The 19,704-nt window shown below is 47.3% G+C and carries 13 protein-coding genes and 1 pseudogene; 10 read left to right on the top strand and 4 right to left on the bottom strand.

Annotation, left to right across the window (positions count from 1 at the left end; genetic code table 11):
* Nucleotides 1-62 precede the first annotated feature (62 nt).
* Nucleotides 63-1,184 carry a glycosyltransferase gene (locus HYN48_RS14575; protein WP_181248484.1) on the top strand — a complete coding sequence of 374 codons (1,122 nt, stop codon included), beginning with the start codon at nucleotides 63-65 and terminating at the stop codon, nucleotides 1,182-1,184.
* Complete coding sequence (locus tag HYN48_RS14570) at nucleotides 1,181-1,999, top strand: 2OG-Fe(II) oxygenase (RefSeq protein WP_108373010.1); 819 nt, start codon at nucleotides 1,181-1,183, stop codon at nucleotides 1,997-1,999. Before HYN48_RS14575 ends, HYN48_RS14570 begins: the two co-directional genes overlap by 4 nt.
* Nucleotides 2,000-2,001: 2 nt before the next feature.
* Here the strand turns inward: HYN48_RS14570 and HYN48_RS14565 are convergent, their stop codons facing one another.
* Together HYN48_RS14565 and HYN48_RS14560 are read right to left on the bottom strand one after the other, a co-directional pair.
* Nucleotides 2,002-2,709: a glycosyltransferase family 2 protein gene (locus HYN48_RS14565; protein WP_108373008.1), complete on the bottom strand. Its 708-nt coding sequence runs from the start codon at nucleotides 2,707-2,709 to the stop codon at nucleotides 2,002-2,004.
* 5 nt (nucleotides 2,710-2,714) lie between these two features.
* A complete protein-coding gene (locus HYN48_RS14560) occupies nucleotides 2,715-3,398 on the bottom strand; it encodes a cell division ATP-binding protein FtsE (protein WP_108373006.1) in 684 nt (227 codons plus the stop codon).
* A 197-nt stretch (nucleotides 3,399-3,595) separates the two neighbouring features.
* Between HYN48_RS14560 and HYN48_RS14555 the strand changes: the two genes are divergently transcribed.
* From HYN48_RS14555 to secDF, 8 genes are all read left to right on the top strand, one after another.
* Complete coding sequence (locus HYN48_RS14555) at nucleotides 3,596-6,622, top strand: tetratricopeptide repeat protein (RefSeq protein ID WP_108373004.1); 3,027 nt, start codon at nucleotides 3,596-3,598, stop codon at nucleotides 6,620-6,622.
* A gap of 33 nt (nucleotides 6,623-6,655) precedes the next feature.
* Nucleotides 6,656-8,395 (top strand): TonB-dependent receptor, encoded by a 1,740-nt coding sequence (locus tag HYN48_RS14550; RefSeq protein WP_108373002.1) that lies wholly within the window; start codon nucleotides 6,656-6,658, stop codon nucleotides 8,393-8,395.
* A gap of 24 nt (nucleotides 8,396-8,419) precedes the next feature.
* Nucleotides 8,420-8,869: a hypothetical protein gene (locus HYN48_RS14545; RefSeq protein ID WP_108373000.1), complete on the top strand. Its 450-nt coding sequence runs from the start codon at nucleotides 8,420-8,422 to the stop codon at nucleotides 8,867-8,869.
* A 177-nt stretch (nucleotides 8,870-9,046) separates the two neighbouring features.
* On the top strand, nucleotides 9,047-10,663 hold the full coding sequence (gene asnB / locus HYN48_RS14540; RefSeq protein ID WP_108372998.1) for an asparagine synthase B: 1,617 nt from the start codon (nucleotides 9,047-9,049) through the stop codon (nucleotides 10,661-10,663).
* Nucleotides 10,664-10,878: 215 nt separating this feature from the next.
* Nucleotides 10,879-12,819 (top strand): DNA topoisomerase (ATP-hydrolyzing) subunit B, encoded by a 1,941-nt coding sequence (gene gyrB, locus HYN48_RS14535; RefSeq protein WP_108372996.1) that lies wholly within the window; start codon nucleotides 10,879-10,881, stop codon nucleotides 12,817-12,819.
* Nucleotides 12,812-13,825, top strand: coding sequence for a DUF6588 family protein (locus HYN48_RS14530; RefSeq protein WP_108372994.1), 1,014 nt, complete (start codon nucleotides 12,812-12,814; stop codon nucleotides 13,823-13,825). Before gyrB ends, HYN48_RS14530 begins: the two co-directional genes overlap by 8 nt.
* 14 nt (nucleotides 13,826-13,839) lie before the next feature.
* The gene (locus HYN48_RS14525) at nucleotides 13,840-14,775 is read left to right on the top strand and encodes a malate dehydrogenase (protein WP_108372992.1); all 936 of its coding nucleotides are present in this window, start codon (nucleotides 13,840-13,842) and stop codon (nucleotides 14,773-14,775) included.
* 226 nt (nucleotides 14,776-15,001) lie between these two features.
* Nucleotides 15,002-17,965: a protein translocase subunit SecDF gene (gene secDF / locus HYN48_RS14520; protein WP_108372990.1), complete on the top strand. Its 2,964-nt coding sequence runs from the start codon at nucleotides 15,002-15,004 to the stop codon at nucleotides 17,963-17,965.
* Nucleotides 17,966-18,445: 480 nt separating this feature from the next.
* On the opposite strand, the pseudogene lgt reads toward secDF, so the two are convergent.
* Together lgt and yidD are read right to left on the bottom strand one after the other, a co-directional pair.
* A pseudogene (lgt, locus tag HYN48_RS14510) lies at nucleotides 18,446-19,386 on the bottom strand (prolipoprotein diacylglyceryl transferase).
* A gap of 65 nt (nucleotides 19,387-19,451) precedes the next feature.
* A complete protein-coding gene (gene yidD, locus HYN48_RS14505) occupies nucleotides 19,452-19,703 on the bottom strand; it encodes a membrane protein insertion efficiency factor YidD (RefSeq protein WP_108372986.1) in 252 nt (83 codons plus the stop codon).
* Nucleotide 19,704: the final 1 nt, after the last annotated feature.

Raw genomic sequence — 19,704 nt, 5'->3', positions numbered from 1 at the left:
TTTTGCCCAAATATAATCAAATCGCTTTTGCTCGCCTAAAAATGCTATTTTTGTGCGACGCTATGCACGAACGAGCCCTTCACATCATCAGTATGGACAATCCTTTTCCGCCCGATTTCGGTGGTGTGATTGATGTCTTTTTTAAGATCAGGGCGCTGCACCGGATCGGATACAGGATTTACCTGCACACCTTCGCTGAGGAAATTCCCGCATCCTGCCCGCAACTCGAGGCCATCACCGAAAAGGTATTTTATTACCGGTTTTCCGGCAATCCGCTGTGGCTTTTGTCGACAAAGCCGTTTTCGGTGATGACGAGAAACGACGCGTCATTACACCGAAACCTGGCAGGCATACCGGCTCCGATACTGTTTGAAGGCTTGAAAACCACCTACCTCGTTAACGCCGGAAGGCTCGATGGGTTCACAAAAATATTGCGGCTGCACAACATCGAACAGGATTATTTTAAAGGGATTTCCAGAACCGAAACTTCGCTGTTGAAAAAGTTTGCCTTCTGGATGGAAGCCGTAAAATTCCGTGCCTACGAGCGCGTGATCCGTTCATTCGATCATACGCTCGCCCTGTCGCTTTTTGAAGAAAAGTACATTCAACGGAAATTCGGAAATGCATCCTACGTACCCGTTTTCCACGGTAATGAGGCCGTCGCAGATCTGTCGGGGACAGGAAAATTTGCGCTATACCACGGCGATTTAAACACGGCGGATAACCGGGAGGCGGTCCGTTTCCTCATAAATGCATTTAAGGAAATCCCAGATGTCAGGCTTGTCATCGCATCAGGTTCAGGCGAAGGTTTTGTGCGCAGGATCATTCGCGGCCAAAGCAACGCCGCATTTATTGCGTTGAAGGATTTTTCCCATCTGAAATCGTTGATGGCCGAAGCGCACATCAACGTCTGCTGGTCGTTTCAGCAGTCGGGAACAAAACTCAAAGTCATCAACGCGCTCTTTAACGGCCGGTTTTGCATTATCAATGACAATATTACCGACGACCCGAACGTTAGTGACCTTTGCATTACCGCCAACGACAAGAAGCAGCTTATCGATGCCGTAAATCTGCTGAAAGACAAAACGTATGACGATTTCCAGCGGCGTCAGGCCATGATGAAAAGTTGCCTTGACGATGGCGCCAATGCGTTACTAATCGATAAAATCCTTCGGAATCAATGACAAGGGAAGCCATAGCCGATTTAATCCTTCAGAAACTCCAATCGCACAAAGCTGCCCTTCATTCGCAGTTTGTGGCTGTTGAGCATGCCATCGGTTATTTTTTTATTGACGACCTGCTTCCTGAGCCATTGGCCATACAGGTGAATGCCCTATTCCCGAAACCCAGTGAGATGGTGCTCAAGAAAAGCCTGCGCGAGGACAAATATGTTGCGGCGCAGATGAACCTGTACCATCCGCTTCTTGAAGAGGTGATCTACGCTTTTCAGGATCCACGGGTGGTAACACTCATTGGTGAAATCTGCAATATCAGTGACATCCTGCCCGACGAAAACCTCTATGCAGGCGGCCTTTCGATGATGGGGCACCGGCAGTTCCTCAATCCGCACCTGGACAATTCGCATGATAAGGACCGCGAACGGTGGCGGGTGCTCAACCTGCTTTATTATGTCACGCCCGACTGGCAGGAAAGCTACGGTGGCAATCTCGAACTGTGGCCGGACGGATTAAAGGGTAAGCCGGTGACGATCCACAGTAAATTCAACCGCCTGGCGGTGATGGCAACGCACAACCATTCCATGCATTCGGTGTCGCCGGTGGTTTATGAGGGCTATCGTTGCTGTGTATCAAATTACTATTTTTCCAAATCCCCACTGCTGGCGACAGATACGTTTCATGTGACGTCGTTTCGCGGCAGGCCGGGAAACACGCTTTCCGATGCCGTGCTTCAGGCCGATGCCTGGCTTCGGATGCTCGTCAGGAAAGTGTTTAAGAAGGGTTTGCGCGAAAATCCGCACGTGTATAAAAAACCGGAATAGTTTCAGAATCCATACCGGAAAATGCAGTATATCGCGCGAAATCCGTCTTTCCAGTTAATTTTTTTACCTTCTTCGTACGTCCGGCCGTAATAGGAAATGCCCACTTCATAAATCCGGATCTTAGGAATTTTAGAGATTTTTGCCGTCACTTCGGGTTCGAATCCGAAGCGCTTTTCTTTCAGGCGCAGCGATTGCAGCATCCGGGTATCGAAAAGCTTGTAGCAGCTCTCCATGTCGGTGATGTTGAGGTTCGTCGTCATATTAGACAGGAAGGTCAGGAATTTGTTCCCGATCGTGTGCCAGAAGAACAGCACGCGGTGCGCATTGCCTCCTGCAAACCGCGAACCGTAGACCACATCGGCGAAACCATCGATTACGGGCTGCAATAGCAACGCATATTCGTTGGGATCATATTCGAGGTCCGCATCCTGGATAATAGTATATTCACCGGTGGCGTGCGCGATTCCGGTATGGAGTGCGGCGCCTTTCCCCTTATTTTTCGCGTGCTCGAAATAGCGGATGTCAAGATCGGCGTTTTGCTGCATGTATGCTGCTACGGCAGCGGCCGTATGATCTGCCGAGCCATCGTTTACGATGATGATTTGTTTGGAGATGTGGTTGGGAAGGGTGCTTTTCTTGACTTTATCCAAAATCAGGTGTACGGTGTTCCCCTCGTTGTAAACCGGGATGACGATGGATAGGGTATTCATCGGATTCAGACCGTTTTCTGTACCACTTCAAACATGGTTCCGCCTTCGCATTTTAGGGTCTTGGAAGGGAATTTAAGCAGCAGCGCGTAATCGTGGGTGGCCATAATAACCGTTTTTCCGTTGCCGTTGATTTTCCGCAATACTTCCAAAACCTCCACGCTGGTCTGTGGATCCAGGTTTCCGGTGGGCTCATCGGCCAGGATGAGTTCCGGATCGTTGAGCAGGGCGCGCGCGATGGCTACACGCTGCTGTTCGCCGCCGGATAATTGGTGTGGCATTTTGTTGCCGAGTTTCTTCATATCGACCTTTTCAAGGACTTCGCTGATTTTCTCCTGCATTGCGGCGGGATCCTTCCAGCCAGTGGCTTTGAGTACAAAAAGCATGTTGTCATTGATGCTTCGGTCAGGAAGCAACTTGAAATCCTGGAATACGATGCCGATTTTACGCCTCAGGAACGGGATTTGCGATTCCTTCATTCTCATCAGGTCGTATTCCACCACCTGCGCTTCGCCTTCTTCCAGCGGCAGGTCTGCATACAGCGTCTTCACGAGGCTGCTTTTCCCCGTCCCGGATTTCCCGATGATGTAAATGAACTCCCCTTCCTGTACTTCGAGATTGACATCAGAAAGGATCAGGTTGTTGTCCTGGAAAATGTTGACATTTTTGAGCGATACGACAGGCTGTGGCATGTTGGCATTTGTTTGTCGGTAAAAGTAATAAAGTTAACGGTGGGTTTCAAAATAAATTTTAGTGAAGTGGTGGCGGTATCGTCATCTTAAACTTTTGTTAATACTGTCCGACGTTGACAAGTCTGTTAATACTAAATCCCGATTTTAGCCCGTTATCCGGACGAGGAATAATATATTTGAATTTTAAACCATAAAAAATGCACAGATTCCGAAAGCTCTCCTTATTGCCTGTCCTGGCGTTCTCCGCCACCATTTCCGCACAAAAATCCGCTGTCTATACCAATGAGCTCAGGGAATTCAACCGTGCTGTCGAATTGTACAATGACAAGCAATACCAATCCGCGCAGATTATCTTCGAAAAAGTGAGCGACGAGGCCGCCGCGCAGCCGACAGCCATGGAGGTCAAGGCCGATTGCGCTTACTACATCGCCAACTGTGCCATCCGGCTCAATCAGGCAGGTGCTGACGCGTTGATGGAGGATTTCGTCAATGATTATCCGACCAGCAGCAAGCAGAACCAGGCTTACATTGAAGTGGCATCTTATTATTTTGAGCAAGGGCAGTATCCCGATGCATTGGAATGGTTTGATAAGGTCGACGAAAGCCAACTGAGTGCCGGTGAGACCGAAAAGTTCAATTTCCAGAAGGGTTACAGTTATTTCACCGCGAAAAATAAGAAAGAAGCGACCAAATATTTCAATACGGTAGCCAACTCCAAGGAATATGGCTCGCAGGCCAAATACTATCTTGGGTTTATGGCTTACGAATCTGACGATTACAAGGAGGCGGACAAGCTGTTCAACCAGGTCGAGGACCAGCCGAAATACAAAGAGAAAATGTCTTATTTCCAGGCGGATATGAATTTCAAGCTCGGGAATTTTCAAAAAGCGATCGATGACGGAAATACGGCAATGGCAAAGTCTAACGCACAGGAAAAATCGGAACTCAATAAAATCATCGGGGAAAGTTATTTTAATCTGAAGCAATATGACAAAGCCATCCCGTACCTTAAGGAATACAAAGGCAAGAAGGGAAAATGGAACAACACCGACTACTACCTCTTGGGTTATTCCTACTACCAGCAGGGCGATTTTGAAAATGCCATCTCACAATTCAACAAGATTATCGATGGGAACGACTTTGTGGCCCAGAACGCTTATTACCATCTGGGTGAGAGTTACCTCAAGACCGACCGCAAACAGCAGGCACTCAATGCCTTCAAGAACGCTTCTGAAATGGATTTCGATGCCAAGATACAGGAAGACGCCTTCCTGAACTATGCCAAACTGAGCTATGATATCGGAAATTCATACCAACCCGTACCGGATGTGCTGTCGGGTTTTCTAGAAAAATATCCCTCGAACCCTAACAAGCCGGAAATTGAAACCCTGCTGATCAACTCATTCATCACATCTAAAAATTATAAAGGGGCGTTGGCGCTGCTCGAAAAGAACAAAAGTTTTGCGAACAAGCAGGCTTACCAGAAGGTGACCTTTTATCGCGGACTGGAGCTCTACACCGATGGCAGCTACCAGGAGGCGCTGGGGATGTTCAGGAAATCGATTGGAGAACCACGGGATCCGCGTTTCACGGCGCGTGCTACATTCTGGAAAGGGGAAACGGAATACGTTTTGGACAACTTTTCAGAGTCATTACTGAGCTTTAAGCAGTTTATCGGTTTCGCCGAGGCCAAATCGACTCCCGAAAACAAGAACATTAATTACAACCTCGGATACGCCTATTTCAAATTGAAAGAATACGAACAGGCCGCCACCTATTTCGACGCATTCGTAAAAGCCGCAAAAGACGACAGGACCAGGCTAAACGACGCATACCTGCGTTTGGGCGACAGCTACTTCGTTACGGCGAAATACTGGCCCGCCATGGACGCGTACAACAAGGCCATTGAAATGAAGGGCGTTGATGCGGATTATGCCGCGTTCCAGAAAGCCATCAGTTACGGTTTCGTGGGCAGGAATGAGAAAAAGATTGAGGACCTGAATAAATTCCTCCCGGCATTCCCGAAATCGCAGTACCGCGACGATGCTTTGTACGAACTCGGAAACACGTATGTTACCGAAAAGAAAACCGACGACGCGATCAGGACCTATGACAAACTGGTGGGCGAAGCCAAAACTGGCATCTACGCCTCGAAGGCGGTCCTTAAACAGGGTCTTGTATATTATAACGCCGACAAAGATCAGCTGGCCCTTACCAAATTCAAGAAGGTGGCGGCAGACTATCCGAACACGCCCGAGGCACTTGAAGCCGTGGCCACTGCACGATTGATCTATGTGGATAACGGACAGGTTGACGAGTATGCGTCATGGGTAAAAACACTGTCGTTTGTAGAAGTCTCTGATGCCGAACTGGATAACGATACCTATGAAGCGGCGGAAAAGCAATATTTACAAAACAACTCAAAACAGGCCGTTTCAGGGTTTGTTGGCTATATTGCCAAATTCCCCAACGGTATCCATGCGCTCAAGGCGAACTTCTACCTTGCGCAGTTGTATTATGCCGACGGACTCGAAGACAATGCCGCGCCTAAATACGAATTTGTCGCCGATGCACCGAAAAATGAATACACCGAGCAGGCTTTGGTAAGGCTGTCGCAGATATACCTCAAAGTGAAGAATTACGATAAGGCCATTCCGAAACTGCAGCGTCTTGAATCGGAAGCCGATTACCCGCAAAACGTCACTTTTGCGCAGGCCAACCTGATGAAATCTTTCTACGAAAAAGAAGACTATCCGTCAGCGGTGACTTCGGCCGAGAAAGTGTTGTCCAATCCGAAAACGGACGATAAGGTGCGCAGCGATGCCCAGATTATTGTCGCGCGTTCGGCGGTGAAGTCAAATGATGAAGCCAAAGCCAGGACCGCTTACGCGAAACTCCTGACGATGGCAAAAGGGGAAATTGCCGCCGAAGCGCTGTATTACGACGCCTACTTTAAGAATAAGGACGGCAAGTTTGAAGCATCGAATACGGTAGTGCAGAAACTGACGAAAGATTATTCCGGCTATAAATATTTTGGTGCGAAAGGACTGGTGGTCATGGCCAAAAATTTCTACGGATTGAAGGACTCGTTTCAGGCAACGTACATCCTGGACAGTGTCATAAGGAACTTCACCGATTTCCCCGATGTAATCGATGAGGCCAAAAAAGAACGGGACATCATCCAGGCGGAAGAATCCAAAACCAATTCATCGATACAGAAGTAATTTCAGAACTAAGTCGCACAAACAAACCATTCCATGAAAATCAAATTCCAATATACTGCCCTTCTGTCATTCCTGGCCATGGCACAATTTTCATATTCCCAAAAGCAGGATGAAGACCTTGGGAATGAAGTCGTAAATGTAGTAAAGCCTTACACGCCCACGATTTCAGATGCCTTTAAAGTAAAAGAAACGCCTGCGCTGGAGGATGAGGACAATTCTAAAAAAGAGGACATCAAATACAACATATTCTCGTTTCCCGTCGCCTCTACCTTTACACCATCAAAAGGTCGCGCCGCTGCGGTCGACAAGACGGAGCAGGAGCGTTTGTTTAAAAATTATGTGACACTCGCCGGCGGAAATTATGGGAACGCCAATGCCGAGTTGTTTGTGACCGAAAATGTAGGGGAAAGCGGCTACGTAGGAGGAATGCTGCGGCACTTTTCATCGCAGGGCGGCATCAACGATGTGATGCTTGAGGATAAATTTTCCAATACCTCAGTGGATCTGTCTTACGGTCAGAGGCAGGCTGCCGGGTCTTGGACGGCTGATCTGGGGTACCAGAACCAGATATACAACTGGTATGGGGTACGCGAAGATTTTTTTGGATCGGACCCCGCTTTGTATGACGGTGTTGACGCAAAACATACATACCATAATTTTTACGTAGCATCGAAACTGACCTACAATGACAGTTTTTTTAAGGGCGCCAGTGTAAAGTTCAACCGGTTTTGGGACTCATTTGATTCAGCCGAGAATCGTTTTTATGTAAAGCCTTCATTCGATTTCAATATTTCCGATACCAACATCAAAACCGATTTCATTGTGGATTATGTAGGAGGCGAGTTCAAAAACAATTATTTTGATACGGGCGCAATCCGCTACGGCTACACCAATTTCGGTGTGCATCCGAGCTTCGTGATCAATCGTGCCGACTGGACCGTCAATCTGGGTGCAGCGGCGTTTTACAGCCTCGACACCGAAAACAGCGACAATAAACTCTTCATTTACCCACAGGTCAATGCCTCACTCAAAGTCGTGGGCGACCTGATGGTATTCTATGCCGGCGCAGAAGGCGGCCTTGAACAAAACTCCTATCGTGATGTCACCAACCAGAATCCATTCGTATCACCTACGTTAACCATAGCGCCCACAGACAGGCAATACGATATTTTCGCAGGACTGAAGGGCAAACTGTCCAGTGCCGTAAGCTACAATCTAAGGGGGTCTTACACCAGTGAAAAAAACAAACCGCTTTTTAAGAATAACAGCTTCCCCGAAGTGTCAGGGAGCAGCCTGAACGACTTCGAGCCATACCAGCTGGGCAATTCGTTTCAACTGGCGTATGACGATGTGAAAACCATCAGCTTTTACGGCGAACTGAAAGCGGATTTCTCAAAGAATGTGGCTTTCGGTATCAATGCGACTTTCAACAGCTATAACACGAGTGTGGAAAGCGAAGCCTGGAACCTGCCGGCTTTGCGGTTGGCTACGACGCTCGATGTGACCATCACACCAAAGTGGTATGCGGGTGCGTCACTTTTCTTTGTGGGCGAGCGTAAGGACCTGCTGCAATACAGCAGCTTCTCTGAAGAGGTCGCGACCTTAGGCAGTTACTTTGATGCCAATGCGCATGTCGGCTTCAAATACAATGAACGCTGGACGGCGTTCCTCAAAGCAAATAACATTGCGAACCAACGATATGAAAAATGGCTGGGCTATCCCGTGCAGCAGTTGCAGGTCATGCTCGGAGCAAACTACAAGTTTGATTTTTAGCGTCGGGAAAATTGCGTTGGCATTATGATTCCGAAAGCGAAAATCCATTTGTACTACAGCCAGCTCGTCCAGGATAAGATTGATGCATTCCGGGACATGATTGCAGCTTTAACCGAAGATTCGAAGAATGATGCCAAAGGATCGGCGGGCGATAAGCACGAAACCGCATTATCCATGATGCATATAGAGCAGGAAAAGCTGAGCGCGAAACTTTCCGAATTCCTGGCGCAGAAAGCCGTCTTAGATAAAATTGATCCGTTGTCAGTGAACACCAGGGCGGTCGTGGGAAGCCTTGTGCAAACGAACCGGATGCTGGTATATATCGCTGCCGCTTTGCCCAAAATCAATATAGAGGGAAACGACGTCTTCGCCATCTCGCCGCAGTCGCCCTTAGGAAGTCAGCTGATGGGACACGAAGCAGGATATTCATTTGACATTAACGGGACAGCTTACCGTATCGAACATATCCGTTAGCGGGATTACAGATTCCAATCGCCCAACCGGATTGCCCGGGTTTGTATTTACGTATTTTGCTAAATCACATTATTTTTGTTTCGATTTGAAACGAACCGATTCGGATTGGTTTTAAAATCATAACCTAAAATCCATCTTTGCGTTATCAAAATAAATAACCGATAAACAAAGAAGATTATGTGTGGGATTTTGGCCATTATAGGAAAAGGGAAGGATAAAGAATTGGTGCAGGCGCTTTCAAAACGCATGTCGCACCGCGGCCCGGACGAAAGTGATATGCATGTTACGGAGCAGGGTCACATCCTGTCGCATGAACGCTTATCGATTATCGACCTGCATTCCGGGAAGCAACCCATAAGGGGCACTAAAAATGCCTATATGGTACACAATGGCGAAATCTACAACCATCAGGAATTGCGTGAAGGCATTTTAAAGCACCATACTTTCCGCACGAGGTCAGACTCAGAAGTGATTGTCCATCTGTACGAGGAATTCGGATATGATTTCCTAAACCGGATTGATGGCGACTTCGCCTTTGTCATTATTGATGGAGACGATTTCATTGCAGGCCGCGATCCGATGGGAGTGAAGCCATTGTATTACGGACTTGACGAACGGGGCCGGGTGTATTTTTCCTCAGAAATGAAATCGATTGCCGACCAGTGCAGGACGTTTTCGACATTTCCGCCAGGGCATTTCTATACACCCAAAACCGGATTTGTCAAGTATTACAAGCCCGAATACGAGGAATATAAGACAGCCGTCCGGCCGCTCGATCTATCACTGATCAGGGAGACGCTTACCGAGGCAACCAGGAAAAGGCTGATGAGCGATGTGCCGATCGGCGTACTGCTGTCGGGTGGGCTCGATTCCTCGCTCACGTCTGCCATCGCAGCGCGGTTGCTGAAAGATAAGGGAAAAAAACTGCACTCGTTCTCAATCGGATTGGATCAGGACGCGCCCGATGCAAAAGCGGCGAGGACAGTCGCGGAATTCTTAGGGACCGAACACCATGAAGTCCATTTCACCGTGCAGCAGGGAATCGATATTTTAGACCAATTGATCTGGCACCTCGAAACCTACGATGTCACTTCAGTAAGGGCCAGTACGCCGATGTATTTTCTTTCCAAAGCGATTTCAGAATCCGGGGTGAAAGTAGTACTCTCCGGTGAAGGTGCCGACGAGATTTTTGGCGGTTACCTGTATTTCAGGAATGCGCCAACCACCGAGGATTTCCAGAAGGAGACAATTGAGCGTGTCCAGAAGTTGTTCACGGCTGATTTACTCCGCGCCGACAAATCGACCATGGCGCACGGACTTGAAGCCAGGGTGCCTTTCCTCGACAAGGCGTTCCTCGATGTGGCAATGACAATTGAATCGGAACAAAAGCAGCCAAAGACATATGATGGGGTTGAAAAATACATATTGCGGAAGGCATTTGACACACCCGGAGAGCCGTATCTTCCAAACGAGGTACTATGGCGGCAGAAGGAACAATTTTCTGACGGCGTCGGGTACAACTGGATTGACCAGCTGATTGATTACGCCTCGTCAAAAGTGACCGATGAAGATATGGAGCAGGCCGCACAATTGTTTCCATACAATACCCCGACCACCAAGGAAGCCTTTTACTACCGGACGATTTTTCATAAGCATTACCCACAGCTGAGTGCGGCTCAGACGGTCAGGAAGTGGATTCCGAAATGGCAGGAAAACCAGGATCCGAGCGGGCGTGCGAATGCCGCGCACGTTCAGGCGGATGTCGAAATTTCAAAATCAGGAGTTGTAGTTTAGTTAGGTTGTTAGATAGTTTGTTTGTACTAAGCACCGGAAAACCGCCGGTGCTTTTTTATGTTTGAAACCGAACGGACCGATTGCTTAAAAAACAACGATTTTCGACAACTGAATGTTGATAACTTCCGGCTTTAAACCAGCGTTTTTAAGGCTAAATTTCACTCATTTCCATATATTTGTCCGTTAAACAAAAAATCTCAGGATACAATTAGGATATGAGCGACGAAAACAAGAAAAATAATTACTCGGCAGACAGTATTCAGGCATTAGAAGGAATGGAGCACGTTAGGATGCGTCCTTCCATGTATATAGGTGATGTGGGCGTTCGTGGCCTCCACCATTTGGTGTATGAAGTGGTTGATAACTCCATCGATGAAGCTATGGGAGGCCATTGCGATACGATCGGGGTTGCAATTAATGAGGATGGTTCCGTAACCGTAGAAGACAACGGAAGGGGAATTCCGGTTGATATGCATAAGAAGGAAGGCGTTTCGGCGCTGGAGGTTGTTATGACCAAAATCGGTGCCGGAGGTAAATTCGATAAAGATTCCTACAAAGTATCCGGAGGTTTGCACGGCGTCGGGGTGTCCGTCGTCAATGCACTTTCCGTGAAGATGAAATCCACTGTTTTCCGTGATGGCAAAATCTATGAGCAGGAGTACGAACGCGGAAAGGCTATGTATCCGGTGAAACAGGTCGGAGAAACCGAGAAAAGGGGAACCAGGCAGACTTTCTATCCTGATGACCTGATTTTTACCCAGACTACCGAATTTTCATACGACACGCTGTCGGCACGTATGCGCGAACTGTCGTTCCTGAATAAAGGCATCACCATTACATTCACTGACAAACGGGAACTTGATGAGAAAGGCGAACCGCGTCAGGAAGTATTTCATTCTGACGAAGGATTGAAGGAATACATCCGATACCTTGACGGAAACCGCGAGCCGATTATTTCCCACGTCATCAGCATGGACCATGAGAAAGGCGAAGTTCCGGTGGAAGTTGCATTGATATACAATACCAGTTATACCGAAAATATTTTCTCGTACGTAAATAACATCAACACCCACGAAGGGGGTACTCACCTGCAGGGTTTCCGTAGCGGATTGACGCGTACGCTTAAGAAGTATGCCGACGCTTCGGGGCTGCTGGACAAGCTCAAATTCGAGATTTCCGGAGACGACTTCCGCGAAGGACTGACCGCAATCATTTCCGTAAAAGTTGCCGAACCACAGTTTGAAGGGCAGACCAAAACCAAACTGGGTAACCGGGAAGTAGTGTCGCCGGTGAGCCAGGCGGTAGGTGAAATGCTCGAGAATTACCTTGAGGAGAATCCGAACGATGCCCGGATTATCATCCAGAAAGTGATCCTTGCGGCACAGGCGCGCCACGCAGCGAAGAAAGCCCGTGAGATGGTACAGCGTAAAACGGTGATGGGCGGTGGCGGACTTCCGGGAAAATTGTCGGATTGCTCCGAACAGGATCCTGCAAAATGTGAAGTGTACCTGGTAGAGGGAGACTCGGCGGGTGGAACTGCTAAACAAGGCCGCGACCGTAACTTCCAGGCGATTTTGCCTTTAAGGGGAAAAATCCTGAACGTCGAAAAGGCCATGCATCACAAGGTTTTTGAAAATGAGGAGATACGGAATATATTTACCGCCTTGGGCGTCACCATTGGTACGGCTGAAGACAGTAAAGCCCTGAACCTCGAAAAACTGCGCTACCACAAGATCATCATCATGTGTGATGCCGATGTCGATGGCAGCCACATATCAACGTTGATTCTGACTTTCTTCTTCCGTTTCATGCGCGAGTTGATTGAAGAAGGACACGTCTACATTGCTGCGCCGCCGTTATACCAGGTGAAAAAAGGAAACAAAAAGGAATATGCATGGAATGACCTGCAACGCGATCAGGCGAACGAACGCATGGGCGGTAGCGCGGGAATCCAGCGCTATAAAGGTCTTGGAGAGATGAATGCGGAGCAATTGTGGGAAACCACGATGGATCCGAATTTCAGGACCCTGCGCCAGGTGACGATTGACAGCCTCGCTGAGGCCGACCAGGTATTTTCGATGCTGATGGGCGATGAGGTGCCACCAAGGCGCGAATTCATAGAGAAAAACGCTGTTTACGCGAATATCGATGCGTAAATCGGCCTGGGGAAAAAGCGGGATTGTCGCGCTGTTCTTTCTCGGATTTGCTGCAAACGCGCAGTCCGATGCGACCACTCAGGAATTGAACAGCCTGATTGATGATGCCATTTTTTTTACCGACAGGTACATCACGCCGGCCACGGATGCTGCGGTATATCAGGCCGCATCGGGCTGGATATCCACTCCGCAAAAAAGTAATCTCTGGGATTTTACGGTGGGTGTTTATGTGAATGCGTTTTTGGTGCCGCAGTCCGACCGTCAGTTCAGGCTGTCGAACAGCGACTTTTCTTTTTTTACAATTGACGGGGCAGATACGGCCTTAACGCCAACCGCTTTGGGTAGTGACGAATTTGTCACGCTAAACGGGACGCTGAACGGCGAGCCGGTCGTGGTAAAATCTCCCGAAGGAGTAAACCGGGAGACCATTGTGTACCCTTATGTACAGGCGGCTTTAGGATTGTGGAAGGGCACGGAAATCGTTGTGAAGTATTCTCCGGAAATTACGCTGAAGCACGTCAATTATCAGGTATATGGCGCGGGATTGAAACACAATCTAAGCCAGTATTTTAAGCGCATGGCGGCGAAAAAAATCAGTCTCACGGCCTTGCTGGCATATTCTAAAGAAGACATAACCGTCGAGTTCCTGGATGTACAGACCGCTTACGGAAACCTGGGTTTCACGGCGTTAAACAGCCTTATCGACACTTGGCAGTTGCAGTTAAGCGCGGCAAAAGCATTTAAAAAACTTGAGCTTTCCGCAGGTTTTATCATGAATACCAGCGATTTTGAGTATGAGATCCAGGGAAAGAAAGGAGCGATTGAAGATATTGTCCCACTGCACGACATCTTAAACGAAAGGCTGAGGGCGATTTACAAGACAAAGTCTAATTATATCGGTGAACTTTCGGCGCGCTATCAATTCAGCCGGATTTATGTTCAAACCTCGATTGCATTCGGTAAATTTGTGAACTCAAACATTTCATTACAATATAAATTTAAATAACAAACACAATTAATATGAAAGTGACAATAGTTGGCGCCGGAAACGTAGGCGCGTCGTGCGCAGATGCCATTTCTTACCGCGGCATCGCCTCTGAAGTGGTTTTGCTCGACATCAAGGAAGGTTTCGCAGAAGGTAAGGCGATGGACATCATGCAATGCGCGACCAACACCGGGTTCAATACCCAGCTCAGCGGCGTGACCAATGATTATTCGAAAACAGCGAACAGCGATGTGGTTGTCATCACATCCGGAATTCCGAGAAAGCCGGGAATGACCCGTGAGGAATTGATCGGCATCAATGCCGGTATCGTTAAATCGGTTGCTGAGAACGTGTTGGCACATTCCCCGAACGCCATCATTGTAGTGGTATCAAACCCAATGGACACGATGACTTACCTCACCTTGAAAGCGACAGGTTTGCCAAAGAACCGCATCATCGGTATGGGCGGCGCTTTAGACAGCTCGCGTTTCAGGTATTACATTTCAAAAGCTTTAAACACGCCGGCCAATGACATCTCAGCCATGGTGATAGGCGGGCATGGCGATACGACCATGATCCCTTTGACAAGGCTCGCTTCGTACAATGGGATACCGGTATCGGAATTCCTTTCGGAAGAGGCACTTCAAAAAGTTGCTGCAGACACCATGGTGGGAGGCGCCACACTAACAGGTCTTCTCGGGACTTCAGCATGGTATGCTCCGGGTGCTTCGGTAGCGTATTTAGTGGACAGCATCCTGAATAACCAACGAAAGATGATTGCGTGCTCAGTGTTGCTTGAAGGCGAGTATGGCCAAAGCGATATTTGTATGGGCGTGCCCTGTATCATTGGCAAAAACGGGGTGGAGGAAATTCTCTCCATCAACCTCAATGATGCGGAAAAAGCCTTGTTTGCAAAAAGCTCAGATGCGGTGCGTAACATGAATGCCGACCTCAAATCTGTGTTGGCATAAACGTTTTAATAGTTTAAGGAAGAAGGCTGCAATCTTGCAGTCTTTTTTTTGAGATTTATTGATAAAATTAATTGGTTAATCATAAGGTTAATTATATATTTGCCCGGTTGTAAAAATTGGGTAAAATCAACAATTTTATCTTTTTCTTAACACAGCATTTAAAATAGGATTATTTTAACAGTTTAAACCAAAATAAGAGAACAAAAATTAATTAATTTCAGTAATAATGCAGAATAGAGGACTCGTTAAATTTTTTGCAATCATATTTGCATTGGTAAGTATTTACCAACTTTCTTTCACATTTGTGGCAGACAGTGTTGAATCCAAGGCAAAAGAGTATGCTAAAGGTGATTCACAGAAAGAACTTAGATACCTGGATTCCATCGGGAAAGAAAAAGTTTTTTTATTTTATACCTATAATGATGTAAAAGGCAAAAAAATCAACAAAGGCCTTGATTTGGAAGGCGGAATGAATATCCAGCTCCAGATTTCTGTAAAGGACATCCTGAAAGGACTGTCAAACTACTCAAAAAATCCGGTTTTCAACAAGTCGCTTGACGATGCTACGAAAAACCAGGCCGGTAATCAGACATATATTGATGCCTTCTTCGAGGCCTTTGCTGCAAATGCCAATGGGACTATCAGACTGGCATCGCCTGATATTTTTGCGAACAGGAATCTTGAAGGTAAGGATGGTATCAACTTTGAGATGACCGACAAGGAAGCCGAGAAGGTAATCCGCAAGAAAGTAGACGAATCTGTAGACAGTGCGTTCGACGTATTGAGGAAGCGTATCGATCAATTCGGCGTTACACAGCCTAACATCCAGAAACTGGGCGAGTCAGGAAGGATCCTGATTGAGCTTCCGGGCGCCAAAGACCAGGATCGTATCAAGAAACTCGTTGCCGGTACGGCACAATTGGAATTTTGGGAAACCTACAAGGCTGAGGAAGTGGGCGGATATCTTAATGCCATCAACGAAGCCCTGAAAAAGACAGAAACCAAAACCGCTGCTACAACAGCCGTTGATACTACAAAAGCGAAAGACGACGTATCTAAATTGCTGGCAGAGAATAAGGATTCGGCTAAAGCGGATCAGTCAAGGGGTCCATTGTTCGATAAAATGACGCCTACGCCTTCGCCAATGCTGGGCAGTTACCAGAAAAAAGATACTGCTGCGATCAACAGTTACCTGAAAAGGCCTGATATGAAAGCGTTGCTGCCTGCAAACCTGCGTTACGTGAAATTTGTATGGGGCAAACCGGTGACTGAATTGGATAAGGACAAAAAGGAGATTGAAACTTTCGCTCTATATGCGCTGAAAGGAAACCGTGATGATACCGCACCAATGAGCGGTGGCGTGATTACCGATGCTCAGGATACGTTCGACCAATACGGGCGTCCGTCAGTAAACATGCAGATGAACCTGACCGGAGCCAGGATCTGGGAAGTAATGACCGGAACGGCGTCTACCCAAAAAAGTAATATTGCCATAGTGCTTGATGACATTGTATATTCTGCGCCGGGCGTGAGCAACGGCCCGATTGCCGGAGGAAGGTCAGAAATCACAGGAAGTTTTGATGTTACTGAAACCAAAGATTTAGCGAATGTATTAAGGGCTGGTAAATTACCTGCTTCCGCTGAAATTATCCAGTCTGAGATCGTAGGGCCATCCTTAGGACAGGAAGCGATTGATCATGGTATCAATTCCTCTATCGTAGGATTGTTGCTGGTATCCTTGTGGATGATTGTATATTATGGTAAAGCCGGTTGGTATGCCAACATCGCATTGGCTGTAAACCTGTTATTCCTTTTCGGTGTGATGGTAAGCTTTGGATTTGTATTGACGCTTCCAGGTATTGCCGGTATCGTTTTGACCATGGGTACTGCCGTGGATGCAAACATCATTATCTATGAAAGGGCAAAAGAAGAATTGCGTGCCGGAAAGCCACTCGACGAAGCCATCAGGGCCTCTTTCGGATGGAAAGGTGCGATGCGTTCGATTATCGATGCCAACGTCACCCACATCCTTACCGGTATTGTGCTTGTCGTTTTCGGAACCGGACCGATTAAAGGTTTTGCGATTACGTTGTTGATTGGTATCATTACCTCTTTGTTCACTTCGATTTTCATTACGCGGATTTTGCTTGACTGGAGTACAGGGAGGAAAAATAACCTCACGTTTGTTACCGGCATGTCAAAGAAATGGTTTACGAACTTCCATTTTGATTTCCTTGGGATTAAGAAATGGACGTATATCTTCTCTGCTACGGTAGTCATCGTAAGTGTGGCTTCGTTGGCGACAAATGGCGTGAACTACGGTACAGACTTCCTTGGTGGAAGGACTTTCCAGGTTCGTTTTGAAAAAGCAGTGCCTGCTGAAGAAATCGCTGACGAGCTCAAAGGCATTTTCGGAAGCGCTGAAGCAAAAGTATTCGGAAACCCGTCACAATTGAAGATTACGACCAAATACAAGATTGAGCAACACGGTACTGAGGTAGACCAGGAGGTGAACCAGAAGTTATTCGAAGGTTTGAAGAAGCATTACGGTGCCGACATGACTTACGATAAATTCACCAACCCATACGACGGTAAAACACTTGGCGTTGTACAATCCTCTAAAGTGGGCCCAACGGTAGCTGCCGATATCAAGACCAATGCGTACTGGGCGGTACTTGGTGCGATGGCCATCGTGTTCCTTTACCTGATGATCTCGTTCAGGAAATGGCAGTACAGCTTAGGTGCGATCGCTGCGGTTGCGCATGACGTGATCTTCGTATTGGGTATCTACTCTTTACTCTGGAAATACCTGCCATGGGGCATGGAAATCGACCAACACTTCATCGCTGCGATCCTGACGGTTATCGGATACTCGATGAATGACACCGTAATCGTATTTGACAGGGTGAGGGAATTCCTTGGTGGTAAAACCAAAGGTACTTTCAATGAAATCGTAAACAAATCGATCAATACGACCATGTCGAGGACCATTAATACCTCGTTGACCATGATTATGGTACTGGCGATCATGTTTATCTTCGGTGGTGATTCCATCCGTGGGTTCGTCTTCGCGATGCTTGTGGGTATCGTTGTAGGTACATACTCGTCGCTGTTCATCGCAACACCTGTATTGTGTGATACCATTTCAAAGGCAGAGCACGACAGGATTGAAGCGGAGCACAACGCTTAAATTTTAAACTTTTTGATATTGAAATGCCCTGGTGAAAGCCCGGGCATTTTTTTTGATTGTATTTTTATTCCGCTTCCGCAGAAGAAACTCCTGCAACCCTTCGCAGTTCGTCCTTAACCCGTGATTTGTAACCGAAGAAGTAAAAACTGCTAACGCTTCACGGCAACATACAAGAAGGACGGAAATAGCTTGTAAATGCTATCTGGAACAAAATCGACTTCAAACATCTCTTGGCAGATTCTTCCGGGGCCTGCCGAAATCTTCGGACCTGTAATGATGTCTGCGGACAGCTGTGGAATCTTCCAATCTGAATGTACAGCCAAACTGATCCATGCTTTGTGCGTCTGATTCATCTCATTAAACCTTTTCCGCCACGTTTCAATCCATTCTCATCGCTGCTCAAATGGGTTTCTCAGGTCAAGGCATAAAAAAAGCCCGAAGCAGAGGCTCCGGGCGTTATTGTGGTTTTGATTTCCGTGATTATAATATGCCTTCCGGGTATTTCTTCGCGCGGATTACGAAGAACAACCCGACAAGCACAAACGGTATACTCAGCCATTGCCCCGTAGAAAGCAATCCGAGGTCGCTTTCAAATCCGCCCTGACTTTCTTTTACAAATTCCACTATGAATCGCACGGTGAATAACATAATCAGGAACAGGCCAAACAGCAATCCCGGACGTTGGCGGGCGTCTGTGCGCCAATACGCATAAAAAAGGATCAGGAATACAAAAATATATCCGAATGCCTCGTACAACTGCGACGGATGGCGGTATGGGATGGCCTCGACAATTTTGGCGAAAGCCGGATCGGTAGTCAGTTTACTGAATGCCTCGTGTTCTTCGGTACTGTTGGTCAATTTCAACAGGTCGTGCCTGTTCCAGAATTCGCTTTCGCGTATAAATTTCACCGAATAGAATTTATTGCCGGTGGTTTGGTGCCCGTATATCTCAGAGTTGAAAAAATTCCCGATCCGCACAAAAATGGCGCCACTTGCAACCGGGATGACCACGCGGTCCAGTACCCATAGTAAAGGGCGCTTCATCACTTTTTTACTGAAAAAATACATGCAGATAATGATCATCAGGGCCGCCCCGTGGCTTGCCAGTCCGCTAAAACCAGTAAAACGGAACGGGTTAAACCTGAACGGCAGGAATATCTCGGCAGGATGCTCGCTGAAATAATCCCAGTCGTAAAAAAACACCTGTCCCAGCCTTGCCCCCACGAGCGTCGCCAATGCTGTCCAGATAAAGATGCTGTCGAGTTTTTCAATGGGTTCATTTTCGCGGATGAATATTTTTTCATAATGTACCAGCCGAGTCCGAAAGCGATCACGAACATCAGGCTGTAATAACGTACTGTGAAAAAACCGAGGTCAATGCCTTCAGATTGGTTCCATACGATGGATAAAAATGGTGTCATAGTTTGGTTTTCAAATTTGCAGCGTAAAATTAAGGTTTACGGTGTATGGATTGCTAAAAATATGGTTAATGTTTTCCGTCACATCGCTTCTGTGGTACCGGGTCATACCCTGAACCACCCCACGGATGGCAACTCAGGATCCTTTTGATGCCCAGATACAGCCCTTTCAAAAGGCCATGTACTTTTAGCGATTCGATCATATACGAGGAGCAGGTGGGCTGGAAGCGGCATACTGAGGGAAGGAGCGGGGATAGAATGGTCTGGTACGCGCGCACCAAAAACACAAACGGCCATATCGCGACCTTACCGGCATTCATC

Origin of the sequence: Flavobacterium magnum (assembly GCF_003055625.1) — a bacterium.
GTDB lineage: Bacteria > Bacteroidota > Bacteroidia > Flavobacteriales > Flavobacteriaceae > Flavobacterium > Flavobacterium magnum.
Note: the sequence above shows the minus strand (reverse complement) of the source record. Positions and strands in the feature narration are given on the sequence as shown.